The organism is Rhodoferax sp. P1_F3, assembly GCF_056405715.1.
This window is the reverse complement of the sequence record NZ_JBFUBO010000007.1, coordinates 130688-155424: the sequence shown is the minus strand read 5'-3', so window position 1 is coordinate 155424 and position 24737 is coordinate 130688. Positions and strand designations below refer to the sequence as shown.

Below are 24737 nucleotides of genomic sequence, written 5' to 3'. Positions count from 1 at the left end.
GCATGTTGAATCAATCAAAATCCTGGGTTTTGGCGCTCTGCATGCTCGGTACCGCAGTGGCAGCATGGGCCCTGACGCCGCAAACACTTATGTCGGACCAACGGGCCAAGGTAACTCTTGCAGATCTCATACCCACAGCATTTGGCGACTGGAAAGAACTGCCCCAGTCCGGCAGGCAAATTGTCAATCCGCAGCAAACTGCCATCTTGGATGAGATCTATTCCGAGACCCTGTCCCGGGTCTATGTGAACACCAGTGGCGCCACCATCATGCTGTCGCTAGCCTATGGTGCCAACCAATCACGCGATCTACAAATCCACAGACCCGAAGTCTGTTATTCGGCACAGGGCTTTCAAATCCTGGGCACGGAGAAAACCAATATTGCCACCAGCGTCGGGAGTGTTCCCGCAATGCATGTGGTCGCCAAGCTGGGCCAGCGCAACGAACCCATCACCTATTGGGTTCGCATTGGCGAGAAAGTTGTGCGCGGCAACCTGGAGCAGGGTTTTGCACGCCTCGGTTACGGGCTTGGCGGTGTGGTCGCAGACGGCATCTTGTTCCGCGTGTCCAGCATCTCCGCCGATAACGACAAAGCCTACGCCACCCAAAAGCAATTCATCGACGACCTGCTGAATTCCGTCCCCGCTGATACCAAGGCGTATCTGCTGGGCGATGCCAAGTCCTAGCCCTCGCTGGCTAGGACTATCCAACTGCGAGGCATCCTTTGCTACGACACACCATTTTCATGGCGCTATCCACGGCACTGCGGTTGCTCACCGGTGTTGTGATCTTTATTGTCATGGCCCGTATGTGGGGCCCTGAGCGTTTTGGCTCGTTCATGTACCTGTTCACAGTGACTTCGCTGGTGGGGCTGATCATTGATTACGGCTTTGGGCAACAGCTCATGCGCGACATAGGCTACGACAAAAACAAGACTCGCCACATCATGTCGGGGGTGCTCGCTGCAAAGTTGCTCTTGTCTGCCGGCGTAGTACTTGTTTTTGCGATCGCGTCATTTACACCATGGGCCGCGTCGCAACCCATTGGGGTGTTCTGGATCTTGTTGGCCACTTGCATCGCAAGCTCGTTTGCCGAAACGTACACCTGTGTTTTTCGGGGCCTGGGCCAATACCAGGAAGAAACGGTCATTGCCGCTTGGGTCAACTTTGTGCACTTTGGCGCAGTGCTTGCGCTTCTTGCACTGGACTACGGCATCACGGCCGTTGCCCTGGGTTTCCTGGCTTCGCGCATCCTCTTCCTGATACTGACGCTTCGCACCTACAGGCGCATCGCGCCCGCGGCCGAACTCATCCGCAGCCACCGCCTGCGCGAAGGCCTGCACAACCTGCGTGCCGGGCTGCCATTTGCAGCAGAGGCTGGTTTTACCAACTTCCAATCGCAAGCGGACACCCTCATAGTTCATCACTTTCTAGGGCCAGCTGCGGTGGGCATATACCAGGCTGGCCTGAGGCTTATGCAAGGTGCCAACACATTTGCACAGGTATTGAGCAACGTCTACTTGCCGCCCATGGCAAGCAAGATCAACGATGCCCCAGCCCTCAAACACCTTGCAAACCGCCTCTTCATTCAGATGCTTCTGCTCGGCACGGCATCGCTGCTGGTATTTGGCTTTGGTGCCAATCTCATCACGCATACGCTCTATGGCAACAAGTTCCAGGACCTCAGCAAACTGCTGCCCTGGTTTGGGGTGTTGCTGCTTTTTCGCTACGTCGCCGCCAGCCACGGTGTAACGCTCAGCGCTGTAGGGCTTCAGTCCACACGGGTCGCAGCAATCACTGCAGCGCTTATAGCGCTGTTCACTTCTGCTTACTTTTTGCTACCGCGCTATGAGCTACCGGGCATGCTCTATGCGTCCATCATCGCCATCGCGTGCCTCTATGTGGTTTATGCACTAAACCTGGCCAACCGGGGCTTTCCACTAGGCATCAACAAGCTCAACGGCGCAGCCTTTGCAGCTGTGCTTGGCATCGCACTTTTCTTGATATCTGGAATTTAAATGTTAACCATCGGACTACTCTGGCACTCCCTCAGCTCCAGCAACTTAGGCGTTGGTGCGCTTACGCTTTCTCAGATCGCCATCATTGAAAAAGCCGCCGCCCGCACTGGCAAGCAAGTGCAGTTCAAGGTCTTTGGCACTATTGGCGTAGAAAATTACGGCATCACCCCGGGCGTTGTCAGTGTCCTCGGGTTGGAGCGCAATTTCATCGCCCCCTGGAAGTCTCCGTTTTTCAAACAAATTCGCGAATGCGATGTGGTGCTGGACATTGGCGAAGGCGACAGCTTCACTGACATCTATGGCCTGGAACGCTACTTCATCTTGGTGGGCACCAAGTACGCCACATGGCTGTCAGGCATTCCACTGATTCTGAGCCCACAAACCATTGGCCCCTTCAATGGGGCGGCCACCCGTGCAGGGGCCAAGTTCATCATGCGCCGCAGCAAGCGTGTGTTTGCGCGTGACCACCTGTCCATGGAATACCTGCAGGCCAACGGCATCAAAAATGCGGATGAGGTCATCGACGTCGCCTTCGCCCTGCCCTTTGACAAGCAAACTCCTGTGGCAGATGGGAAGACTCGCGTCGGCATCAATGTCTCGGGCCTGCTGTACCACGGTGGCTACACCCGCAACAACCAGTTTGGCCTAAGCCTGGACTACGCAGCACTCACCCACGCCATGCTGGACTGGTTCACCGCCAAAGCAGACTGTGAAGTACATCTGGTGTCCCACGTAGTGCCAGAGTCCATGCCCGTGGAAGACGACTACCAAATCTCTTTGGAACTGCAAAAGCGCTATCCCTCTGTGCAAGTCGCCAAGCGCTTCACCTCCCCCAGCGAAGCCAAATCCTATATATCGGGCATGGACTTCTTTGTAGGCGCACGCATGCACGCATGCATTGGCGCGTTCTCCGGCGGCGTGCCTGTAGTGCCACTGGCCTATAGCCGCAAGTTCAATGGTCTGTTTGAATCGTTGAACTATCACCACTTTGGTGATTGCAAAAAAGACAGCCTGGAACAGGCCCTTACTAAAGTGCAAACATCTTTCGACAACCGCCATGCGCTCAAGGCCGAAGTAGACGCTGGCAATCAGATGGCCAAAACCAAGCTGGCTAAATATGAAAACTACTTGGCCGACGTGCTGAAAGGCCTCAATGGCTGAACCTAAAAGCATTGAATGGATCACGGCTAGCGGCCTGTGCACGGGCTGCGGCCTGTGCGGCTCCATGTTCCCCGGCAAAGTGAAGATCGCATTGCGTGAAGACGGCTACCTGCGCCCAGTGGCACACACCCCGCTGACAGCAGAAGAAAACGCCAAGCTATTTGATACCTGCCCCGGCGCCCTCATCCAGCATGACGCCGAACAAACCAACTACCACCCCCATTGGGGCCCCCTGGTAGAGGTGCGCACCGGCCATGCAGTTGACCCCGCTACCCGCCACGAAGGTTCATCGGGCGGCGTGCTCTCTGGCTTGCTCATTCATCTGCTGGCAAGCAAGCAGGTCGACTTTGTGGCCCATGTGAAAGCGGCCAGCGACGACCCTCTGGGCAACGAACTCTCCATCAGCCGCACGCGCGAAGACGTGCTGGCAGGCGCCGGTTCACGCTACGCACCATCTGCACCGCTGGCCAAGCTGGCCGAGCTATTGGCATTACCCGGACGCTTTGCTTTCGTTGGCAAGCCTTGTGATGTTGCAGCCCTGCGCCGCTATGAGAAGCTGAACCCAGACATCAGCGACAAAGTGCCCTTCATGCTGTCGTTCATGTGCGCAGGCATCCCAAGCCGAAAAGGTACTCTGGCCATTCTGGACAAATTTGGTGTGCCACCAGAGCAGGTCAAGTCATTTGCCTACCGTGGCGATGGCTGGCCTGGCAAAACGACCGCCGTCACCCATGACAACCAACGCTTTGAGACGGACTATTCCACGTCGTGGGGGACGGTGCTCAATCGCCACCTGCAGTTCCGCTGCAAGATCTGCCCAGATGGCACAGGCGAGTTTGCCGACGTGGTGGGCGCAGACGCCTGGTACGGCAAAGACGGCTACCCAGACTTTGCCGAACGCGAAGGGCGCAGCTTGGTGCTGTCGCGCACCGGCAAAGGAGAAGCATTGGTGCAAAGCGCCAAAGCAGCCAATGCCATTGCAACCGAACCACTGGCAGTGGAGGAAATTGCCAAGATGCAGCCCTACCAGCTGAACCGCAAGCGGCTGGTGCTTTCCCGCATCGCCGCACTGTGGTTTACACGCCGCCCTGCGCCGCGCTATGCCCACTTTCCACTCTTTCGCCTGGCAACACAGCTCAGCCTGCGTGAAAACATTAGCAGCTTCAGAGGCACACTGCGCCGTTTAATTGCATGAAGCCAAGATCCAAAGAGCAAAGAAGCACTAGTCGCCCAATATGCCATGAATGCAAGAACCATAAGTAATCGAAATGCATGGACAACCGTTTGGGCGGTGCTTGCATCAATAGTGGGATTTTTGGCTATATTAGTTTTCGCATACATAATAAATACCGCCAATGTACTAATTCCAATCGCACTCATTGCTGCCTTGATTGGATTTATTGCATCCTTAAAATATCCCGTCTTGCCACTATTTTTAGCACTACTGGTTGCATGCGATGTAATCCCTTTTCCCAAAGGAGGACGCGCATACCCAGCATTTCTAATATTTTCAATCTCCACAAGTATTGCTATTGCGACCCTCAAATCTCAAAAGATTCAGAAATTTAATTGGAAATTATTCGCGCCAGCCTCGCTATTAATAATTACTCTAGCATGGGGATACTTCTATGGAGTTTTTTACCTTAAAAACTACAACATATATGCTCTCTCAGAAATAAATAGCATAACCGCATGGCTTCTAACTCCGGCACTATTAATTACTTTCAACCAAAAAAATAATGCGAAAAATGTTCTAAAGTTAATACTCATTACAGGCGCAATTATCTCTTTTATTTCAATATTTCAGTACGCAACCGGAATTTCTTTTGGTGCCCGAGTTGAACAACTAGAGACCTTAGGCAATGTTGACTCAGGCGTGACCCGAGCCACCATACCTGCAAAATTATTTGTGTTATTTAGCTTATTCACCTTTATTGGTTGGATTACAAGCAAGCGCTTGTCACTCGGTTACTTGATTGGCGCAATTGCATTTATTGCACTCATAGGTTTCGCATTGCTTGTTAGCTTCGGAAGAGCCCTTTGGGCATGTGCTTTTATAGGCGTCATACTGACAGCATTGCTTTTGGGAGTTCGACAACTGATTGTTACCGTAATCGCAATTGCGATTGCTGGATCTCTTGGACTAATGTTATTGAGCATAATTTCGCCAGAGGTTTTAGGCGCCGCATACGAGCGCGTATTGAGTGTATTTAAAGAAGGCGCAAGCAGCTCATCATTTGGATGGAGAATTGGCGAAAATATTTTTGCTGAGCAATCGATTGCAAAACACCCTATATTAGGAATAGGGCTCGGTGGCGAATACAAACCACCACTGGTATCATCAATATTATTTCCAAATCAAACCAGCTATATACACAACAGCTACTATTTTTGGGCCATGAAATTGGGTATTTGGGGCCTTTTGGTGCCTTTATTTGTTGTTCTCTCAATATCCATTTCCGGAATTCAGCGTCTCAGCACAGCAACGGATTCATTAGAAAAATCGGCTATTGCAGCTGGTATCTCTTCTGTATGGGCAATGTCACTCTTGGCGATCACTCAACCAGAATGGATCAGCGTGTCTTCAATGGCATTCCTGAGCTGCTTCATGGCGTTTCTAATGCAAATCGACGCTGTCAAGACAATTATTAGAAAAAGCCCTCCCAACTCCTCACTTGGGAAATCACATGAATATTCGTGACAAAAATAATTTTGATGCACTAAGGTTTTTGGCGTCAACCCTAGTTCTCTTCTCTCATTCATTCCCCCTAGTGCTGGATGCCAAGAGCGAGCCATTGGCCCAGCTGACGGCAGGTTCCTTGAATGGCGGAAAAATTGCAGTGTGGTTTTTCTTTATTGTGAGTGGATTCTTAATTGCCGCCAGCTGGGAAAGCAAAGAAAATCTTTATGCGTTCTTGGTGGCTAGATCAAAAAGAATATTTCCTGGACTCGCATTAATGTTAGTAATTACTGTTGGTTTTTGTGCAATCTTAACCAAAGCGAATTGGACAGAATACGGCAAATCCGCAGCCATATACTTCATAAAGAATTTAACCCTTTACAAGGGGAAATTTGATATAGCAGGTATTTTTGAAGAAAATCCCTACGGAGCCGCAGTAAACGGATCTCTATGGACTTTGCGACACGAATTCACTTGTTACTTGATGATAGCCGCGCTTGGGTATTTTGGATTTATTCGATCTGCCATAGTTTGGGTACTTTGGTTTTTATGCGTGACCCTAACTTTTACAACGTTAATAACAATTAACTTTTTCCAAGAGTTTCTCCCCTTGTGCGGCTGGTTTCTTGCGGGCACATTGGCTTACATACATAGAGATATTCATTTAAATAGAATGGGCTTAGTTATCGCAATAGCTACTATTACGCTGACTACCTTGATGGGACTAAACCTGTTAATTGTCTCTCCTGCAATTTCTTATTTACTTATTAACATTGCCTATACTCCATCCATTTTTTCGAATTTTGGAAAGAATGGCGATTTCTCTTACGGCATATATATCTATGCATTTCCTATACAACAGTTTGTCATCTATTTAATTACCAAATCACTGATAGGTCCCATGGCCTGGTGGGTAGTGTTCCTTGCATCTTTTCCTGTCACATTGCTTTTCGCGGTTGCCTCTTGGCATCTGGTTGAAAAGCGTTTCTTAAAACGAAAGGTCATGGCCGCTTGATGCTGACTGACGTTGCTCCACATGTTGCCGTCCTACTTTTGAACTGGAATGGTTGGCGAGACACCATTGAATGCTTAGAGAGCGTCACCCAAAGCACGGGCGTAGCGTTCAGCATCGTGGTTTGTGACAACGGCTCACACGACAACTCGTTGGAGAAAATCACCGCCTGGGCCAACGCGGCGGCCAAGCCTTTTGCCCTGTATGACCGCGCGCAGGCCGAGGCTGGTGGAGCCATAGGCCAAAACGAACCGCTGGTGTTGATCCAAACCGGGACCAACCTGGGCTTTGCTGGTGGCAACAACGTGGGCTTGCGCTACTGCCTGGCTCATGGCGGATTTGATTACGTGTGGGTGCTCAACAACGACACGGTGGTGGCACCCGATGCGCTGCAGCAGTTGATTGCGCGCATGCAACAAGACCCCACCGTGGGCATGTGTGGCTCCAAGCTGGTTTTCTATCACCAGCGGGACCAAGTGCAGGCCTATGGCGGGTCCGCCTTTAATGCGCAGCGTGGTGTCGTGGTGCCTATTGGGCAATTTGCGCCCACAGATGCCGCCTGCGATGTGGCTGCCGTAGAGGCGCAGACTGCGTATGTAGTGGGTGCGTCCATGCTCGTTAGCACGCCATTTCTACAAACTGTGGGGCTGATGTGTGAAGACTATTTTCTGTACTTTGAAGAAATAGACTGGGCCTTCAGGGCGCGGGGTAAGTACAAACTGGCCTACGCAGATGCCAGCGTGGTGTGGCACAAAGAGGGTGGCACCATTGGCTCCAGCAGCACCAAAGAGCCATCCGCCACATCCACTCGCTACCTGTACCGCAACCGAGTAATCTTCAACTGGCGGTACAACCGCGCACACTTTGCGCGCTGCCTGATGCAGGTGGGGTTTGAGATGCTGGTGCTGCTGAAGCGCAAGCAATTCAAAACCGTAAAGGTGGCGCTGCAGTCCACCCTGGCCGGGCTGCTGGCTCTGCGCCGCACGGGGGTGCCCTATGCAGGCTAAGCCACTGCTTTCCATCGTGATCGTGAACTACAACGGTCTGCGTTTTCTGGACGAATGCATTGCATCCGTTGCGCAACATGTGCACTGCAGCCATGAGGTGATCATTGTGGACAATGCCTCTGCGGACAACAGCGCGCAGTACATAGAGTCCACCTTTCCGCATGTGCACCTGATCAAGAGCCCCGTAAACACTGGCTTTACGGGTGGCAACAACATTGGGGTGCGCGCCGCGCAGGGCGACTTGGTGCTACTGCTCAACAACGACACCAAGCTGCTTAGCCCTATAGACGACGCGATAAGCGCGTTTGGCAACCCTACGCTGGGTGCGCTGGGGGTGCATTTGTTTTACGGTGACGGGCGCAATCAACCATCGGTGGGCTACGAGCACACGCCGCTGCGCATTGTGTTGTCATGGTTGGGCTTGGCGTCTGTCAACGCATTGCCGAACGTGTTTCGCCGCACGGAGACACGCACTGCGTTTTATGACCAACCCCACGCCAATGTGGCATGGGTGTCGGGTGCTTTTTTGCTAACGCGCCGCGGCCTGTGGAACACCATAGGCGGGCTGGACGAGCGCTACTTTATGTATGTAGAGGACGTGGACTATTGCAAGCACGTGCAGCTGAATAGCTACACCGTGGCTTACCTGCCAACTGTGCAGGTATGCCACTACGAAGGCGCGGGCAAAGCCTGGATTGGCCAAGGCGCGCTGACACGCACAGTGCGCTCTTATCGCCTGTATCTGAGCAAACATTACGGTGCACTGGTAGCGCGCACAACCGGCGTGCTGCTGGCTACCGTGCTGGTGCTAAGGGTGCCGCTGTATGCGCTAAAGCACAGGCTGCAAGGCAATGCCATCGCCGGGGAAAAGGCCAAGGGGTACGCAGCAGCAGCCAAGCAGGCCCTAGCGGCGCTACAGGGATAAGGCGACCATGAAACTCATCGTCTTATCTCCTTTTGTGTACTACCCGGGCGTGCCACATGGGGGGGGGGCTTTGTGCTGGGGGCAGCTGGAGGGTTTGGCTGCGGAGCATGAAATTCACTTCGTGGCATTTGCACAAACAAGCTCTGCGGAGTTGGCGGCGGCGCTGCCGCACTTGCAGCGTATTTGCGCCTCTGTCACAACGGTGCACCAGCCGCTGGACAAGCTCACTATATTGCGGGCCAAGCTGGCGCAGCTACTACTCACCCCCGTAGGGGCATCGATATGCCACGTGCCCGCCATGACAAAGGCTCTTCAGGAAGCCCTGGCCCGCACACAGGCCGATGCAGTGCTGGTGCAGTTTCCGCAAATGGCGCAGTACGTGGCCACGTGCAGCGGTGTGCCTACGCTGATGGATGTGCAGGACGCCTACTCGGTGTCGGGATACCGCCAGTACAAAGCCGCAGGCTCCTGGATCAAGCGCCTGCTGGGCATGCTGAACTGGCTGGGGTGGCTGCGTTACGAGTCACGCTGGTACCCCAGGTTCAGCGCTGTAGCGGCCATTACCGAGCAAGACCGGTTGGTCTTGGAAGTATTTAGCCCCGGCCTGGCCGCCGCCGCCAGCCCTGCTGCAGTGGCGGTACCTGCCCAAGCTTGGGCACCAGTACAAGCCAAAAAAATCGCGTTCATTGGGTCATTCACCCATCAGCCCAACGTTGCGGCTCTGCTTTTTTTCATCCACCAGATATTGCCCAGCGTGCTGCAAGCCCACCCCGACTCCGTGTTTGAAGTGGCGGGCAAGGGCGTGCCACCGGGGGTGCTGGCTTTGGCGGGCAACAACATTCAGTTTGTAGGCTTGGTGCCTGATGCCTATGAATTTGTGCGCTCAGCGGCGGTCGTGGTCGTGCCGCTCCTCAGCGGTGGTGGCATCAAGATCAAGACGCTGGAGGCCATGGCCTGCGGTTGCCCCATAGTGACCACCAGCATTGGTGCCGAAGAGACTGGTGCCAGCTCTGGCAAACAGATGCTGATTGCAGATGCACCCCAGCAGTTTGCCCAGCACGTGATAGCGCTGCTAAACAACCCGGAGCTGAGCCAGCAGCTGGGCAACAACGCCAGAGCGCTCGCGCAGCAGCATTTCTCCTGGCAGGCCAAATGGGCGTCGCTCAACATGCTGCTGCAACAAGCCGTAGACCGGCACAAGGCTATGACGACAACACCAACCAGAGGCGCACAGGTATGAAAGTGGGCTTTGACCTGCATGTGGTGGACGGCCTGTTTCAAGGCTCACGCACCCACGTGATTGAACTGTTTGCCCGAGTAGCCAAGCTGTGCCCGGAAATAGAGTTTGTCTGCCTGCTCGACAACACGGCCGCGTTCTTAACAAACTACCCAGCGTTTGCACTGCCGAACGTGCGGCTAGAGCGCATGGCCCACACCGGCTCGGTGCGCCGGCTGATGTGGGAGTTGCCCCGCATGCAAAGGCGCCTGGGACTGGATTTGTTGCACACGCAGTACATCATTCCCCTGCCCTCGCTATCAAAAACCGTGGTGACCATCCACGATGTGCTGTTCGAGAGCCACCCGCAGTACTTTCAACCTGTGTTTCGTCTGCGCTCGCGCATCTTGATGCGCTGGGCCGCGTATCAGGCGGAGCACATCTTTACGGTGAGTGAGTTCTCCAAACGCGAAATCTGCAAGCGCTACGGCGTGGCGCAAGAGCGCGTGACCGTAACGACCAACGCGGCCGACGGGGGGCGTTTTTACCCCGGGGTGGACGGGGCTGAATTTGTAGTGGCACGGGGCCTGCAACCTGGCGGCTACTTTTTGACCGTGGGCCGCCTGGAGCCGCGCAAGAACCACGTGACGCTCTTCAAGGCCTACGCAGCGTTGGGGCCTGATGCGCCGACGCTGGTGGTGGTGGGGCAAAAGGACTTCGGGTTTGACGCCATGTTTGAAGTGCTGGCGCAGGCTGGCTTGCAGGACAAGGTGGCTTTTTTGGACAACGTGGGGGACCAAGAGCTGCCCGCGCTGTACCGGCATTGCCTGGCGTTTGCGTACCCTTCTTTGGCAGAGGGCTTTGGCATGCCGCCACTGGAGGCCATGGCCAGCGGCGTGCCGGTAATTGTGGCCAACAACACGGCGCTGACCGAGGTAGTTGGCGACGCGGGCGCCTTGGTGGAGTCCACCGATGTGGAGGCCTTGCGAGACGCCATGCAGGCATTGGCAAACAATGCCGACCTGCGCGCAACGCTGGCGCAAAAAGGGCAAGTGCAAGCACAGCGGTTCTCTTGGGATGAAGCTGCCCGCCGGGTGGCTGCGCAATACAGGGCCATAGCGGCAAAGGATAAGACACCATGATGATCCGTACTCTGTTGACTCTGGCGTTGGCCATGTGCACCCAGTTGGCCGTGGCGCAAACCAATAAATACAACGTGGGGGTGTACTACTTTCCAGGCTGGGCAAACAACCAAAAGGGCGCCCAGTTTCGCCAACCTTGGGAGCAGATCAAGCCCTACCCCGAGCGTGAGCCCAAACTGGGGTGGTACCAGGAGGGCTCTGACGATGTCATGCGCCAACAGATTGACTGGATGGCGGAATACGGGATCAACTTTGTAGCCTACGACTGGTACTGGAGCAAGGACAGCAAGGTATTGCTGGAACACGCAATTGCCGCCCATATGCGTGCACCCAACCGCGACAAGGTGAAGATATCGCTGTTATGGGCCAACCATGATGGGGTACCGTCCAGTCGCGACAATTTTGAACGCATGGTGACCTACTGGGTGAAGTACTACTTTCAGCGGCCCGAGTTTTTACGTGTGGATGGCAAGCCGGTGGTGTTCGTTTTCTTTGCAGATTTTTTGAGAACGGATGCGGCCAAGTTTGGTGCCACGACCAAAGAGCTACTGGACTCTGCCCAAGCCATCGCACAACAAAACGGGCTGCCCGGTATTTATTTTGTGGCGGGCACCGGAGCCGGGTCACCCATGATTGACAGCTATGCCAAAGAGTCAGGCTATTCGGCATTGTCTGCATATAACCTGCATCAAGGTTTGTATTCCCCTGTTCAATCGCATAGTTATGCCGAACTGGATACAGCTTATCAAGCGCACTGGGGGCGTTTTGCTGCCAAGGGCAACCTGCCCACCATCGTGCCGATGACAGCGGGATGGGACAAACGCCCCTGGGGTGGCAGCAAGGACACGTTGCACGACATGTCCGTCAGCAACGCCAGCCAGTTTGAAGCACACCTGAATGCGGCCAAAGCTGCTATGGATGCAGCCAAACCCGGTAGTCCGAAGATGGGCGTGATTTGCTGCTGGAACGAGTTTGGAGAAGGCTCCTACATCGAGCCCACCAAGAAAGACAGTTTCAGCTACCTGGAAAAAGTAAAGAAAGTATTTGGTACACCATGAGTGCACAGACGAACAAGACCCTTCGCATCCTCGGCACCCGGGGCGTACCTGCCGCGCATGGTGGCTTTGAAACCTTCGCTGAATACCTGTCGCTGTACTTGGTAGCCCAGGGCTGGCGCGTGGTCGTGTATTGCCAGGACGAAGGCACCGGGCCCGTGTTTGAAGACACCTGGCAAGGTGTGGAGCGCGTGCACATCCCAGTGAGCCAGGAAGGCCCCAAGGGCACCATTGTGTTTGACTGGCAAGCCACAGCCCACGCCGCCAAGCACCGCGACTTGTGCCTGACACTGGGCTACAACACTGCGGTGTTTTGCGCGCTGCTGCGGCTCAAGGGCATTCCCAACGTTATCAACATGGATGGCATTGAGTGGTCGCGCATGAAATGGGGACCCATCGCCAAGACTTGGTTTTGGCTGAATGATTGGGCCGGTTGCTGGCTGGGCAATCATCTGGTGGCAGACCATCCGCAGATCAAGGTGCACCTGACCAGCCGCGTGCGGCCCGGCAAGATCACCACCATTCCCTATGGGGCAGATGCGGTGACTGCTGCGCCAACAGCCCCTGTAGAGGCGCTTGGGCTGCAGCCCGGCAAATTCATGACCGTGATTGCCCGGGCCGAGCCCGAAAATTCGTTGCTGGAAATCGTGAAAGGGTTTTCCGCAAAGCCACGTGGCATGCAGCTGGTGGTACTGGGCAACTACTCAGAAACCAATGTGTATCACCGCGCAGTGAAGGCCGCCGCCAGCGCCGAGGTGCGGTTTGTTGGCGCCATTTACGACAAGACGGTGGTGCAAGCGCTGCGCTTTCATAGCGCCGCCTATGTGCACGGTCACCAGGTGGGGGGTACCAACCCGTCACTGGTGGAAGCATTGGGTGCAGGCAACGCAGTCATCGCCCAGGACAACCGGTTTAACCGCTGGGTGGTGGGTGATGGTGCGGTGTACTTCACAGGGGCAGATGGTTTTGCTACCTGTATGGACCAGCTCCAGGCCCAACCAGAGACACTGGCGAAGCTGCGCAAGAACGGGCAAGTGCGCTTTCAGCAGGAGTTCACTTGGCCGCACGTGCTACAGCAGTATGAAACACTGCTTGCGGAGTACCTACCGCGCTAAATTTGCTATAAAAAGAGAAGCAGCTAGCGCAATATCTATAAGGCTCAAAAGCCAATTTCATGCATATTCGCGTTTTCGTTATGCTGCCTCGCCACTTGGATGCGGCATATTGGGAAAAATGCTTTGCCAGGGGAGACGCGCCGGACGAGACGCCCTATGGCTACCACTTGGCACGCGAGATGGGGGCCGAAGTGACCTTTTCCCAGCCCACCCTCACCACGTGGGGGCTCCTGGGCTTGCTGGACAGGGGCATCAAGTACCTACTCGGTTTTGACATTCGGCATGCCTGGAGAAACCGCACTGCTGTTTTCGGGTCAGACTTTGACATTATCTGGACGCATACCGAATACGAACACTTGGGCATTGCAGCGCTGAAATTCTTGTCAAAGCGCAAGGGAGTACCGGTACTTGCACAATCGATCTGGCTGATCGATGAGTGGAAACGCTTTGGTCGCTTGAGAAAGGTGTTCTATGGCTTGCTGATGAAGCAGGCTGCAATCACCACATTCCATTCCCCAGAAAACCGATCCATGGCCCAGCACCTCGGGCTGCACAGCAAGACTGAGCTGCTCCGATTTGGGATTTCAATGGACAGTTACCCTCTGGAATCGCCCCGTTTGCGATTTGACACACGCAGGCCAATTCGAGTTTTAGCTATGGGCAATGACCGCCACCGCGATTGGCACACCTTGTTCGCAGCGTTGGGACAACGGCCGGAATTTGAATTGCGTGTTGGATCAGCCAAATGGCCAAGATCACTGCAAGCCGACAACATACGCGCGTCCACGATCACCCAAGAGGAAGTGCGTGCGGCGTATGCATGGGCGGACTGCGTGGTGGTGCCATTGACAGCCAACCTTCATGTATCGGGAATCACAGTCATTTTGGAAGCCGTTGCAACCGGCGTTCCGGTTGTAGCCACACGCGCTGGCGGTTTGGAAGCTTATTTTGACGAGGTAGCTATCCAGTATGTGCCGCCGAAAAACGCGGAAGCATTGCGTGCGGCTATACATGCAATCGCTCAAACTCCGGCCGCCGCCCTGGAAAAAGCCTTGTCTGCACAGAAGCAGCTTGTCGCCTTGGATCTAACCACGCGTGGTTTTGCACGACGGCATGTTCTGCTGTCCAAGCAGGTACTGCCCGAGACTTTGCGGCAGAATCAGCCCATTCCTTTCCATTCCGCAGAGTCTCCATGAAAAAAATAGCACTCATTACCGGCGTTACGGGTCAAGATGGCGCTTACTTGGCCGAATTCCTGCTGAAGAAGGGCTATGAGGTGCATGGCATCAAGCGCCGGGCCTCCAGCTTTAATACAGACCGCATTGACCACCTGTACCAGGATCCCCATGTGTCGGCCCGCAACTTCACGCTGCACTATGGTGACCTGACCGACAGCAGCAACCTGATTCGCATCATTCAGCAAGTACAGCCCGATGAGATTTACAACCTGGGTGCAATGAGCCATGTGGCGGTGAGCTTCGAGAGCCCCGAATACACAGCAGATGCAGACGGCATGGGTACCTTGCGCATTCTGGAAGCTATTCGCATTTTGGGGCTGGAGAAGAAAACGCGCTTTTACCAGGCGTCCACCTCCGAGCTGTATGGGCTGGTTCAGGAAATACCGCAAAAGGAGACGACCCCGTTTTACCCCCGTAGCCCCTATGCCGTAGCCAAGATGTATGCCTACTGGATTACGGTGAACTACCGGGAGGCCTATGGCATTTACGCCTGCAACGGCATCTTGTTCAACCACGAGAGCCCGCTGCGCGGCGAGACGTTTGTCACCCGCAAAATCACACGCGCCATCAGCCGCATCGCGCTGGGCCTGCAAGACTGTCTGTACCTGGGCAACATGAGTGCCCTGCGCGACTGGGGCCACGCACGCGACTATGTGGAAATGCAGTGGCTGATGCTGCAGCAGGACCATGCGGAAGACTTTGTGATTGCCACAGGCGTGCAGTACAGCGTGCGCCAGTTTGTGGAGTTTGCCGCGGAAGAGCTGGGCATCCAGCTGGCATGGACGGGCGAGGGCGAAGACGAGACAGGTACCGTGGTGGCCGTGAGCGGCAAAGATGCCAAGTGCAAGGTGAATGATGTGATTGTGCGGGTAGACCCCCGCTACTACCGCCCGACCGAGGTGGAAACCCTGCTGGGCGACCCCACCAAGGCCAAGGAAAAGCTGGGCTGGGTGCCCAAAACGACGTTGAAAGAGCTTGTGGTGGAAATGGTGCAAGCCGACTTCACCAGTGCCAAGCGTGATGCCTTGGTCAAATTGGCCGGCTTTCAGACCTACGACCACAACGAGTAATACTGCGGCGCATGAAAAAAACCGCAAAAATCTATGTAGCGGGGCACCGGGGATTGGTGGGCTCTGCCATTGTGCGCAACTTGCAGGCGGCAGGCTATTCCAACCTGCTGCTGCGCACGCACGCCGAGTTGGACCTGATCAACCAGGCTGCCACATCCGCTTTCTTTGAAACAGAGCGCCCACAGTATGTGTTTTTGGCCGCCGCCAAGGTGGGCGGTATTCTGGCCAACGACGTTTACTCCGCAGACTTTATCCGCAACAACTTAGCGATTCAGTGCAACATCATTCACTCCGCCTATGAAACCGGCGCGCAACGGCTGATGTTTTTGGGATCCAGTTGCATTTATCCCAAATTGGCCCCCCAGCCCATGAAGGAAGAGTCGTTGTTAACAGGCCCACTAGAGCCGACCAATCGGTCGTATGCGTTGGCCAAAATTGCGGGGATTGAGATGTGCTGGAGCTACAACCGCCAGTACGGCACCAAGTATTTGGCGGCCATGCCCACCAACCTGTACGGCCCAGGGGACAACTACCACCCGGAGGACAGCCATGTAATCCCCGCGCTCCTGCGCAAATTCAACGAGGCCAAAGCGGCGCAGGCCAAAGAAGTAATGGTGTGGGGTACGGGTACGCCGTACCGCGAATTCATGTACAGCGAGGACATGGCGGCGGCATGTGTCCACATCATGAACCTGTCGGATGACCAGTACGAACCGCTGCTGGGCAGCGACGAAAACAAGACGGGGCGGTTTGAACCTCCCCTGATCAACATTGGGGTGGGTGAGGACCTATCTATCAAGGCACTGGCGCAGGCGATACAAACCGTGGTTGGCTATACGGGCGACGTGGTATTTGACACCAGCAAGCCTGATGGCACGCCCAGAAAGCTGATGGATGTCTCCAAGCTGCGCAGCACCGGCTTTTACGCATCGACCCCCTTGCGTATCGGCTTGGAAAGGGCGAACGCGGATTTTGTGCGATCACAAGGTTTGCGCTGAATAGCTTGCTATCAAAAGAGAAGCTACTTGCGCATATTCCATGCGGACTTCAGGCCTATCCAATACATAAACCCGAAGGAACTATAGACGCAGCCCCGCAGCCCTTTTAGGATGCCGCCCCATGAACGTTTCTACCCTGCAAGACATTGCCACCCAGTCGGGCGTGGCCTTTGGCACCAGCGGCGCTCGCGGCCTAGTGGCCGACATGACGCCTGCGCTGTGCCATGCCTACACCACCGCTTTTATCAACGCGGTGGCCCCCAAAGCGACCACCGTGGTGCTAGGGCATGACTTGCGCCCCAGCAGCCCGGCCATTGCCGCTGCCTGCGCTGCGGCCCTGACGGACCTGGGCCTGACCGTGGTGTACGGCGGCGCCCTGCCCACCCCGGCCCTGGCCTTGTATGGCGCGCAAACTGGCGCCCCCACGGTGGTGGTGACGGGCAGCCACATTCCGTTTGACCGCAACGGCATCAAGTTCTACCGGGAAGACGGCGAGATTTCCAAACCCGACGAACAGGCCATGCTGGGCTATTTGGTGGGGCTACCCAAGAGTCTGACAGTGCCCGCCCTGCCCGCACCTGCGCCGCAGGTGGAGCAGGCCTATGTGCACCGCTATGTGGGTTTCTTTGGTGCCGGCACATTGAATGGCGTGACTGTGGCGGTGTACGAACACTCCAGCGTGGGGCGCGACGTGCTGCGCCACATTTTGGAAGCCCTGGGGGCTGAGGTGATCTCTTTGGGCCGCACCGATACCTTTGTGCCCATCGACACCGAGGCCGTGCGCCACGAGGACGTGGAGCAAGCCAAGGAGTGGGCAGAGCTGTATGACTTTGACGCCATCGTCTCGACAGATGGCGACGCCGACCGCCCCTTAATTGGGGACGAAATGGGACAGTGGCTGCGTGGCGATGTGGTGGGCATTTTGTGCGCCCAGTACCTGCAGGCCCACGCCGTCGTCACCCCCGTGAGTAGCAACACGGCGCTGGAGCAATGCAAGGCGTTTGCCCAAGTCGTGCGCACGCGCATTGGTTCGCCCTATGTGATTGCGGGGATGGAAGACGCGCTGGCCAACGGGTCGGAGCTGGTGGTGGGCTACGAGGCCAACGGCGGCTTTTTGCTAGGCAGCCAGGTACTGCGCCACGGTCAACGCCTGGGGCCCCTGCCGACGCGCGATGCGGTGTTACCCATCGTGGCGCTGCTGTGTGCGGCCAAGGAGCGGGGATTAAAAATGTCGGAGTTGGCCAACGACCTGCCCAAGCGCTTTACGGCCAGTGATCGGTTGCAAAACTTTGCCACACTGAAAAGTATTGGCCTGATTGCCCGCCTGAGGGCGGATGCCCGCTTGTTGAGTGACCTGCTGGCGCCAGGTGCGGGTCCGGTGGAATCGCTGGATGAGACCGATGGCCTGCGCGCCACATTCACCTCAGGCGACATCGTGCACCTACGCCCTTCTGGCAATGCGCCAGAGCTGCGCTGCTACGCCGAATCCAACTCCGCCAAACAGGCCCGCGCCCTGTGCGATGCCTGCCTATTGCAGGTGTTGAAGGTGGCGGGCTGAATTTTTAAGACTGGGGAATGCGACGTCGTGCCGTCCACCCCACCAAACCCAAACCAGCCAACAACATGGCAAGCGTTTCGGGCTCCGGTACCGGGGAGACATTAATGTTGTCGACTGCCACATAGGCGCCGCTAAAACTACCGAGGCGTACCGAGGCCAAATTGGTGAAGCCCGTCAATGCGAACGAAGTAAATACGCCGGGAGCCACTGAGACGGTGTTGGTGACGTTGGGGCCGCTTGTCCGGTAGCCAGTAATTTCTATAGAAAGCGGATTGGGCCCAAAGTTGTGCCAGCCACCTAAATCAATGCTGTTGACATTGAACGCCGTACCTGACACAGCCGCAAAGGACTCAGTGCCTGCGCCACTGGACCGGTACACCAGGAAATGTGTGCCATTGCTGGCACCAAAGCCGCTGGCATCAAAAATACCGTGCAAATCGGTCGTACTGAACTGGTAGCCGGTGCTAACCAAGCCAGTACTGGTTGCGGCCAAAGGACTGGAAAGGTCTTCGAAGCTGACGGTGCTGGCAACCGCTTGGCCACCTGCCAGCAAGGCGGCAAGACCGATGCACGCCTCAAGGGCTTTGATTGCAGTTTTCATTGTGTTTTCTCCCATCAAATCTCAAGGAATGCCTGTGATGTAGGCCGTTGCAGACGTGTTTTTGGGTCCACTTACTGTGCAACCCGTTGTCACATTGGCGCCAATGGCCGTAGGAAAACCTGGTGGCCCCATGTTGTAGTTTCCAGGCAAACCTCCTTGCAACAAGCTCCCTGCATCCTCGCACTGGGCAATGGCCACTCCGTTGCCAGAATTTGCTTTGCGAGCAGCGTAATTAATAGCCGACGCCGAAGAAATACCTCCTGCAACACCTTGCGTAGTAGCCACTTGGGCATCCAAACTCAAATCCACAAACTTGGGAATAGCCACTGCCGCCAACACGCCTAATATGACGATGACCATGACGAGCTCAATGAGCGTGAACCCTCGCTGGTGTCGAGAAATACTGATTAATTGCGAATCGTGACACAAAATCTGCATAAGTAACAATTTGTTACTCGTCATGATAAGCAGAAAGAGCTGCTTTGCAAATAGTCCATCGGGAATAGATAAATCCGCCCTTTCGGCATCAAATTTGCTGTGAGTTCACGATAGTCTGATCGGACTAGCCGGAGTACGTAGGACCTAAACCACGGCTGTCGACAGCGATAATCGAACTCGCTCTTAGCGCTTCAGGGATTTATTCACAATGACTATTTTGGTTACCGGCGGCGCCGGCTTTATCGGCAGCAACTTTGTTCTGGATTGGCTGGCTGGCTCCACCGAAACGGTGGTCAACCTGGACAAGCTGACCTACGCGGGCAATCTGGAGAATCTGGCCAGTTTGGCCGGCAACCCGAGCCATGTTTTCGTCAAAGGCGACTTTGGCGACACTGCGTTGGTGAAACAGTTGTTGGCCACGCACCAGCCGCGCGCAGTGGTCAACTTTGCTGCGGAGAGCCACGTGGACCGCTCCATCCATGGCCCCGAAGACTTTATTCAGACCAATATCGTGGGCACTTTCCATTTGCTGGAAAACGTGCGCGGGTACTGGGGGGGGCTGGAAGGAGACGCCAAAGCTGCGTTTCGCTTTTTGCATGTCTCCACCGACGAGGTCTATGGCTCGTTGGCCAAAACCGATCCGGCCTTTACCGAAACCAACAGGTACGAGCCCAACAGCCCTTACAGTGCCAGCAAGGCGGCCAGCGACCACTTGGTGCGTGCCTACCACCACACCTATGGCCTGCCGGTGTTGACGACCAATTGCAGCAACAACTACGGGCCTTTCCATTTTCCTGAGAAGCTGATTCCGCTGATGATCGTCAACGCCCAGGCCGGCAAGCCGCTGCCGGTGTATGGCGACGGCCAGCAGGTGCGCGACTGGCTGTATGTCAAAGACCATTGCAGCGCCATCCGCCGGGTACTGGAGGCGGGAGCGGTTGGCGAGGTTTACAACGTGGGCGGCTGGAACGAAAAACCCAATTTGGACATCGTGCACACGGTGTGTGCATTGTTGGACGAGCTGAAGCCCCGCGCAGACGGCAAACCTTACAAAGAACAGATCACGTACGTCACAGACCGCCCCGGGCACGACCGCCGCTATGCGATTGATGCCCGCAAGATCGAGCAGCAACTGGGCTGGAAGCCCGCAGAGACGTTCGAGTCCGGCATCCGCAAGACGGTGCAGTGGTATCTGGATAACCCCGCGTGGGTTAGCAATGTGCTGAGCGGCGGCTACCGCGACTGGGTGAGCAAACAATACGGCAACACAGCCAAGGCTGCGGCATGAAGATTTTGCTGCTGGGCCGCAACGGCCAGGTGGGCTGGGAGCTGCAACGCTCCCTCGGTGTGCTGGGGGAAGTGATCGCCCTGGGTTCGGATGCCGCACGCAATCCCGGCGATTTATGCGGCAATCTGACAGACCTGCGAGGTCTGACGGAAACCGTGGAGCGTGTGGCGCCGGACGTGATCGTGAATGCCGGGGCCTATACCGCGGTGGACAAAGCCGAAAGTGAACCCGAGCTTGCACACACCATCAATGCACTAGCCCCCGCCACACTTGCGCAAGCAGCTACAAAAATAGGAGCATGGCTGGTACATTACAGCACTGACTATGTGTTTGACGGCAGCGGCTCCACGCCGTGGAAAGAAACAGATGCCACAGGCCCTTTGAGCGTATATGGTCAAACCAAGCTGGCAGGCGAGCAGGCTGTAGCCACCACGCCCAAGCACCTGATCCTGCGCACCAGTTGGGTCTACGCCGCACGTGGCGGCAACTTTGCAAAAACCATGCTGCGGCTGGCCGCCGAGCGCGATGCTTTGACCGTCATCAATGACCAGTATGGCGCGCCTACTTCGGCAGAGTTGCTCGCAGATGTGACTGCCCATGCCGTGCACACATTGCGCCAGCGGCCAGAGTTGGCCGGCTTGTACCACTGCATCGCCAGTGGCGAGACCACGTGGCACGGGTATGCCCAATTTGTGCTAATCCAGGCGCAAACGCTGGGGCTGCCGCTGAAGGCCGGACCTGCCCAAGTCACTCCAACCTCTACCAGCAGCTACCCTACACCCGCCAAACGCCCATTGAACTCACGCCTGGACACCCATAAGCTGCAAGCGGCTTTTGGTCTCTCCCTGCCACACTGGCAGCCGGGTGTGGCGCGTATGTTGACCGAAATTTCAGGGAAATAAGCACATGACAAGCACCCACACCAAACAGCGCAAAGGCATCATTCTGGCGGGCGGCTCAGGCACCCGCCTGTACCCTGCCACGCAGGCTGTCAGCAAGCAACTGCTGCCCATTTACGACAAGCCCATGATCTACTACCCGCTCAGCGTTCTGCTGCTGGCGGGCATACGGGAAGTGCTTGTCATCAGCACGCCACAAGACACCCCGCGCTTTGAACAGCTGCTGGGCAACGGTGGCCAATGGGGCATTCAAATTACCTACGCTGTACAGCCCTCTCCCGATGGTTTGGCACAGGCATTTCTAATCGGCGAGAAGTTTCTGGACGGCGCCCCCAGTGCCTTGGTGCTGGGTGACAACATTTTTTACGGCCATGACTTCGCGGGCTTGCTGGAAAGCGCTACACAGCAGACCACCGGTGCCACCGTGTTTGCCTATGCCGTGCAAGACCCGGAGCGTTATGGCGTGGTGGAGTTCAATGCAGAAGGCCGTGCCATCAGTCTCGAAGAGAAGCCCAAGGCACCGAAGTCTCGCTACGCGGTGACGGGCTTGTACTTTTACGACGATCAGGTCGTAGAGCTTGCCAAGCAGGTCAAGCCCTCAGACCGCGGTGAACTGGAAATCACCGACCTGAACCGCCTGTACCTGGAGCGCGACCAGCTGGATGTGCAAACCATGGGGCGCGGCTATGCCTGGCTGGATACGGGCACGCATGAGTCCATGCTGGAAGCCAGCCAATTCATCTACACCATTGAAAACCGGCAAGGGCTGAAGGTGGCTGCGCCGGAAGAAATCGCCTGGCGCAGCGGATGGATTGATGATGCACAACTGCAAAAACTGGCACTGCCGCTCGCAAAATCGGGCTACGGTCAGTATCTGCTCCGCTTGCTCAAAGACAAGGTGTATTGATGAAAGTAACCCCTACGGCGATTGCCGATGTGCTGCTGCTGGAACCCAAGGTGTTTGGAGACGAGCGCGGTTTCTTCTTCGAAAGCTTTAACGAACGGGTGTTTCGTGAAGCCACGGGGGTGACGCTTCCGTTTGTGCAGGACAACCACTCGAAGTCTGACCAAGGCGTATTACGCGGGTTGCATTACCAACTCAAGCAAGCGCAGGGCAAATTGGTACGGGTGGTCGCGGGGGAGGTATTTGATGTCGCAGTCGATATCCGGCCACAGTCACCGACTTACGGAAAATGGGTGGGTGAGATTTTGTCGGGAACCAACAAGCGCCAGCTGTGGGTGCCGCCAGGACTGGCACATGGTTTTCTCGTGCTATCCGATACCGCGGAGTTCTTGTACAAAACCACGGACTATTACGCTCCGGAATTTGAACGCTGCATCGCCTGGAACGATCCTAGCTTGGCGATCGCTTGGCCTGCCCTGGCCGAGCCGCCCAAACTATCGACCAAGGATGCGTCAGGCGTACCTTTTGTACAGGCCCCATTGCATTTGGACTGAGTACCTTCGCAAGGGAGAGGAAAAGGTGGGGAATTTGCCACGCACCAATTGGTAAATTTGTTACTTGGCACCAGCTTTGGCGCGCTATTGCGCCTGTCATCGTATATCCTAGTTGGCTATGGCGTCTGCTGATACCCTGAACCGCGAAACTGCCACCGTAGCCCTGCCTGGCATAGGCCGCGCCTTGGTGGCCGCTGGCAAGCTGGGGCAGAAAGCCGCGGAAGAGATTTATCGCAAAGCAGTCGGCAGCAAAAACAGCTTCATGGCCGAACTGGTGGGCTCGGGGTCTGTGTCCCCAGCAGACCTGGCACACACCSTGTCTCAGGCCTTTGCGGCGCCCCTAGTAGACCTGGATGCTGTGGACGTGCAGCGCCTCCCCAAGGGGCTGTTAGACCCCAAAATTTGCGCCGACTTCCGTGTATTGGTTCTGAGCAAACGGGGCAACCGCCTGATCATTGCCACCGCCGACCCTTCAGATCAGGCGGCGGCTGAACGCATCAAGTTCTCGACCCAGATGGGCTTTGACTGGGTCATTGCCGAATACGACAAACTGTCCAAGCTGGTCGATGCGAACGCCACCACCGCCACCGAGGCGATGGAGGACATCATTGGCGGTGACTTTGAATTTGACGAAACAGCGACTGAAATCGCGACGGAGACCAACAACAATGCTGCGGAGGTAGAAGACGCACCTGTCGTGCGCTTCCTTCACAAGATGTTGATGGATGCGTTCAGCATGCGTGCATCGGACTTGCACTTTGAGCCCTATGAGCACACGTATCGCGTACGTTTTCGGATCGACGGTGAATTGCGCGAAATTGCCAGCCCCCCGATTGCCATCAAAGACAAGCTAGCGTCGCGGATCAAAGTGATCTCGCGCATGGACATCTCCGAGAAGCGCGTACCCCAAGACGGACGCATGAAACTCAAGGTCGGCGCAGACCGCGTCATCGACTTCCGCGTCAGCACTTTGCCCACCCTATTTGGTGAAAAGATCGTGATCCGGATTCTGGATCCGAGTAGTGCGAAGCTGGGCATTGACGCACTGGGCTACGAAGCAGAGGAAAAAGAGCGACTGATCAAGGCGATCGGACGCCCCTACGGAATGATCCTGGTCACTGGCCCGACGGGTTCGGGAAAAACGGTGTCGTTATATACCTGCCTGAACATGCTGAACCAGCCAGGCGTGAACATCGCAACCGCAGAAGACCCGTCTGAAATCAATTTGCCTGGCGTGAACCAGGTAAACGTGAATGAGAAGGCGGGGCTGACCTTCGCAGCAGCACTGAAATCTTTTCTGCGGCAGGATCCCGACATCATCATGGTGGGGGAAATTCGCGACCTGGAGACGGCCGATATCTCCATCAAGGCAGCGCAAACGGGGCACTTGGTGCTTTCGACCCTGCACACCAATGATGCGCCCACCACGCTCACACGTATGCGCAACATGGGCATACAGCCCTTCAACATTGCATCCAGCGTGATCCTCATCACGGCGCAGCGCTTGGCGCGTCGCCTGTGCCTGAACTGCAAACAACTGGCTGACGTACCAAAACAAGCTTTGCTGGACGCAGGCTTCAAGGACGGGGAGCTGGATGGCAGTTGGAAGCCTTACCGCGCAGTCGGTTGTTCGATGTGTAACAACGGTTACAAAGGTCGCCTTGGTATCTACCAAGTGATGCCCATCAGCGATGAGATTCAGCGCATCATCCTGCGTGACGGAAGTGCGATGGACATTGCCGCGCAGTCGGAGCTAGAAGGCGTGCGGTCACTGCGCCAGTCGGGCCTACACAAAGTCAAATTGGGGCTAACTTCGTTGGAAGAAGTGCTGGCCGTCACCAACGAATAAAAACCACCCA

The 24737-nt window shown here is 55.8% G+C and carries 23 protein-coding genes; 21 read left to right on the top strand and 2 right to left on the bottom strand.

The window, feature by feature from the left end; translation table 11 throughout:
• Positions 1-2: 2 nt before the first annotated feature.
• From epsI to AC1DZ5_RS13330, 16 genes are all read left to right on the top strand, one after another.
• A complete protein-coding gene (gene epsI / locus AC1DZ5_RS13405) occupies positions 3-686 on the top strand; it encodes an exosortase-associated protein EpsI, B-type (RefSeq protein WP_477889807.1) in 684 nt (227 codons plus the stop codon).
• Positions 687-724: 38 nt separating this feature from the next.
• Complete coding sequence (locus tag AC1DZ5_RS13400; RefSeq protein WP_477889805.1) at positions 725-2017, top strand: oligosaccharide flippase family protein; 1293 nt, start codon at positions 725-727, stop codon at positions 2015-2017.
• Positions 2018-3178: a polysaccharide pyruvyl transferase family protein gene (locus AC1DZ5_RS13395; RefSeq protein WP_477889803.1), complete on the top strand. Its 1161-nt coding sequence runs from the start codon at positions 2018-2020 to the stop codon at positions 3176-3178.
• The gene (locus tag AC1DZ5_RS13390; RefSeq protein ID WP_477889801.1) at positions 3171-4373 is read left to right on the top strand and encodes a Coenzyme F420 hydrogenase/dehydrogenase, beta subunit C-terminal domain; all 1203 of its coding nucleotides are present in this window, start codon (positions 3171-3173) and stop codon (positions 4371-4373) included. The genes AC1DZ5_RS13395 and AC1DZ5_RS13390 overlap by 8 nt, the downstream gene beginning before the upstream one ends.
• 45 nt (positions 4374-4418) lie before the next feature.
• Entirely contained in the window at positions 4419-5879 is a 1461-nt protein-coding gene (locus AC1DZ5_RS13385) for an O-antigen ligase family protein (protein WP_477889799.1), read from the top strand.
• A complete protein-coding gene (locus AC1DZ5_RS13380) occupies positions 5866-6873 on the top strand; it encodes an acyltransferase family protein (protein WP_477889797.1) in 1008 nt (335 codons plus the stop codon). Before AC1DZ5_RS13385 ends, AC1DZ5_RS13380 begins: the two co-directional genes overlap by 14 nt.
• A 38-nt stretch (positions 6874-6911) precedes the next feature.
• Entirely contained in the window at positions 6912-7877 is a 966-nt protein-coding gene (locus AC1DZ5_RS13375) for a glycosyltransferase family 2 protein (protein ID WP_477889795.1), read from the top strand.
• Positions 7867-8802 carry a glycosyltransferase family 2 protein gene (locus AC1DZ5_RS13370; RefSeq protein ID WP_477889793.1) on the top strand — a complete coding sequence of 312 codons (936 nt, stop codon included), beginning with the start codon at positions 7867-7869 and terminating at the stop codon, positions 8800-8802. The genes AC1DZ5_RS13375 and AC1DZ5_RS13370 overlap by 11 nt, the downstream gene beginning before the upstream one ends.
• A 7-nt stretch (positions 8803-8809) precedes the next feature.
• Entirely contained in the window at positions 8810-10042 is a 1233-nt protein-coding gene (locus AC1DZ5_RS13365; protein WP_477889791.1) for a glycosyltransferase family 4 protein, read from the top strand.
• The gene (locus tag AC1DZ5_RS13360) at positions 10039-11160 is read left to right on the top strand and encodes a glycosyltransferase family 4 protein (protein WP_477889789.1); all 1122 of its coding nucleotides are present in this window, start codon (positions 10039-10041) and stop codon (positions 11158-11160) included. The genes AC1DZ5_RS13365 and AC1DZ5_RS13360 overlap by 4 nt, the downstream gene beginning before the upstream one ends.
• A complete protein-coding gene (locus tag AC1DZ5_RS13355) occupies positions 11157-12218 on the top strand; it encodes a glycoside hydrolase family 99-like domain-containing protein (RefSeq protein ID WP_477889787.1) in 1062 nt (353 codons plus the stop codon). The genes AC1DZ5_RS13360 and AC1DZ5_RS13355 overlap by 4 nt, the downstream gene beginning before the upstream one ends.
• Positions 12215-13330, top strand: a complete 1116-nt coding sequence (locus AC1DZ5_RS13350; protein ID WP_477889785.1) for a DUF1972 domain-containing protein — start codon at positions 12215-12217, stop codon at positions 13328-13330. Before AC1DZ5_RS13355 ends, AC1DZ5_RS13350 begins: the two co-directional genes overlap by 4 nt.
• A gap of 59 nt (positions 13331-13389) precedes the next feature.
• Complete coding sequence (locus tag AC1DZ5_RS13345) at positions 13390-14526, top strand: glycosyltransferase family 4 protein (protein ID WP_477889783.1); 1137 nt, start codon at positions 13390-13392, stop codon at positions 14524-14526.
• On the top strand, positions 14523-15638 hold the full coding sequence (gene gmd, locus AC1DZ5_RS13340; RefSeq protein ID WP_477889781.1) for a GDP-mannose 4,6-dehydratase: 1116 nt from the start codon (positions 14523-14525) through the stop codon (positions 15636-15638). Before AC1DZ5_RS13345 ends, gmd begins: the two co-directional genes overlap by 4 nt.
• Positions 15639-15649: 11 nt before the next feature.
• Positions 15650-16636: a GDP-L-fucose synthase family protein gene (locus tag AC1DZ5_RS13335; protein ID WP_477889779.1), complete on the top strand. Its 987-nt coding sequence runs from the start codon at positions 15650-15652 to the stop codon at positions 16634-16636.
• Between the two features lie 121 nt (positions 16637-16757).
• Positions 16758-18194: a phosphomannomutase gene (locus AC1DZ5_RS13330; protein ID WP_477889777.1), complete on the top strand. Its 1437-nt coding sequence runs from the start codon at positions 16758-16760 to the stop codon at positions 18192-18194.
• A gap of 4 nt (positions 18195-18198) precedes the next feature.
• On the opposite strand, the gene AC1DZ5_RS13325 is transcribed toward AC1DZ5_RS13330, so the two are convergent.
• Entirely contained in the window at positions 18199-18795 is a 597-nt protein-coding gene (locus AC1DZ5_RS13325; protein ID WP_477889775.1) for an FxDxF family PEP-CTERM protein, read from the bottom strand.
• 21 nt (positions 18796-18816) lie between these two features.
• Entirely contained in the window at positions 18817-19257 is a 441-nt protein-coding gene (locus AC1DZ5_RS13320; protein ID WP_477889773.1) for a type II secretion system protein, read from the bottom strand.
• Between the two features lie 184 nt (positions 19258-19441).
• Between AC1DZ5_RS13320 and rfbB the strand changes: the two genes are divergently transcribed.
• The 5 genes from rfbB (at position 19442) to pilB (ending at position 24727) form a co-directional block, all read left to right on the top strand.
• Positions 19442-20521: a dTDP-glucose 4,6-dehydratase gene (gene rfbB / locus AC1DZ5_RS13315; protein WP_477889771.1), complete on the top strand. Its 1080-nt coding sequence runs from the start codon at positions 19442-19444 to the stop codon at positions 20519-20521.
• Positions 20518-21423: a dTDP-4-dehydrorhamnose reductase gene (gene rfbD, locus AC1DZ5_RS13310; protein WP_477889769.1), complete on the top strand. Its 906-nt coding sequence runs from the start codon at positions 20518-20520 to the stop codon at positions 21421-21423. Before rfbB ends, rfbD begins: the two co-directional genes overlap by 4 nt.
• Before the next feature lie 4 nt (positions 21424-21427).
• Positions 21428-22327, top strand: a complete 900-nt coding sequence (rfbA, locus tag AC1DZ5_RS13305; protein ID WP_477889767.1) for a glucose-1-phosphate thymidylyltransferase RfbA — start codon at positions 21428-21430, stop codon at positions 22325-22327.
• Positions 22327-22878, top strand: a complete 552-nt coding sequence (gene rfbC / locus AC1DZ5_RS13300; protein ID WP_477889766.1) for a dTDP-4-dehydrorhamnose 3,5-epimerase — start codon at positions 22327-22329, stop codon at positions 22876-22878. The genes rfbA and rfbC overlap by 1 nt, the downstream gene beginning before the upstream one ends.
• Positions 22879-22996: 118 nt before the next feature.
• Positions 22997-24727: a type IV-A pilus assembly ATPase PilB gene (gene pilB, locus AC1DZ5_RS13295; RefSeq protein ID WP_477889764.1), complete on the top strand. Its 1731-nt coding sequence runs from the start codon at positions 22997-22999 to the stop codon at positions 24725-24727.
• The last annotated feature ends 10 nt before the right edge of the window (positions 24728-24737 follow it).

What these genes read in the sequence shown, in the direction of transcription:
- AC1DZ5_RS13330 (WP_477889777.1), top strand. Translation starts at nt 16,758, where the DNA reads ATGAACGTTTCTACCCTGCAAGACATTGCCACCCAGTCGGGCGTGGCC.
- AC1DZ5_RS13320 (WP_477889773.1), bottom strand. Translation starts at nt 19,257, where the DNA reads ATGACGAGTAACAAATTGTTACTTATGCAGATTTTGTGTCACGATTCG.
- AC1DZ5_RS13335 (WP_477889779.1), top strand. Translation starts at nt 15,650, where the DNA reads ATGAAAAAAACCGCAAAAATCTATGTAGCGGGGCACCGGGGATTGGTG.
- AC1DZ5_RS13360 (WP_477889789.1), top strand. Translation starts at nt 10,039, where the DNA reads ATGAAAGTGGGCTTTGACCTGCATGTGGTGGACGGCCTGTTTCAAGGC.
- AC1DZ5_RS13355 (WP_477889787.1), top strand. Translation starts at nt 11,157, where the DNA reads ATGATGATCCGTACTCTGTTGACTCTGGCGTTGGCCATGTGCACCCAG.
- AC1DZ5_RS13350 (WP_477889785.1), top strand. Translation starts at nt 12,215, where the DNA reads ATGAGTGCACAGACGAACAAGACCCTTCGCATCCTCGGCACCCGGGGC.
- rfbB (WP_477889771.1), top strand. Translation starts at nt 19,442, where the DNA reads ATGACTATTTTGGTTACCGGCGGCGCCGGCTTTATCGGCAGCAACTTT.
- AC1DZ5_RS13385 (WP_477889799.1), top strand. Translation starts at nt 4,419, where the DNA reads ATGAATGCAAGAACCATAAGTAATCGAAATGCATGGACAACCGTTTGG.
- AC1DZ5_RS13345 (WP_477889783.1), top strand. Translation starts at nt 13,390, where the DNA reads ATGCATATTCGCGTTTTCGTTATGCTGCCTCGCCACTTGGATGCGGCA.
- AC1DZ5_RS13380 (WP_477889797.1), top strand. Translation starts at nt 5,866, where the DNA reads ATGAATATTCGTGACAAAAATAATTTTGATGCACTAAGGTTTTTGGCG.
- rfbA (WP_477889767.1), top strand. Translation starts at nt 21,428, where the DNA reads ATGACAAGCACCCACACCAAACAGCGCAAAGGCATCATTCTGGCGGGC.
- rfbD (WP_477889769.1), top strand. Translation starts at nt 20,518, where the DNA reads ATGAAGATTTTGCTGCTGGGCCGCAACGGCCAGGTGGGCTGGGAGCTG.
- AC1DZ5_RS13365 (WP_477889791.1), top strand. Translation starts at nt 8,810, where the DNA reads ATGAAACTCATCGTCTTATCTCCTTTTGTGTACTACCCGGGCGTGCCA.
- AC1DZ5_RS13390 (WP_477889801.1), top strand. Translation starts at nt 3,171, where the DNA reads ATGGCTGAACCTAAAAGCATTGAATGGATCACGGCTAGCGGCCTGTGC.
- epsI (WP_477889807.1), top strand. Translation starts at nt 3, where the DNA reads ATGTTGAATCAATCAAAATCCTGGGTTTTGGCGCTCTGCATGCTCGGT.
- gmd (WP_477889781.1), top strand. Translation starts at nt 14,523, where the DNA reads ATGAAAAAAATAGCACTCATTACCGGCGTTACGGGTCAAGATGGCGCT.
- AC1DZ5_RS13370 (WP_477889793.1), top strand. Translation starts at nt 7,867, where the DNA reads ATGCAGGCTAAGCCACTGCTTTCCATCGTGATCGTGAACTACAACGGT.
- rfbC (WP_477889766.1), top strand. Translation starts at nt 22,327, where the DNA reads ATGAAAGTAACCCCTACGGCGATTGCCGATGTGCTGCTGCTGGAACCC.
- AC1DZ5_RS13395 (WP_477889803.1), top strand. Translation starts at nt 2,018, where the DNA reads ATGTTAACCATCGGACTACTCTGGCACTCCCTCAGCTCCAGCAACTTA.
- AC1DZ5_RS13325 (WP_477889775.1), bottom strand. Translation starts at nt 18,795, where the DNA reads ATGAAAACTGCAATCAAAGCCCTTGAGGCGTGCATCGGTCTTGCCGCC.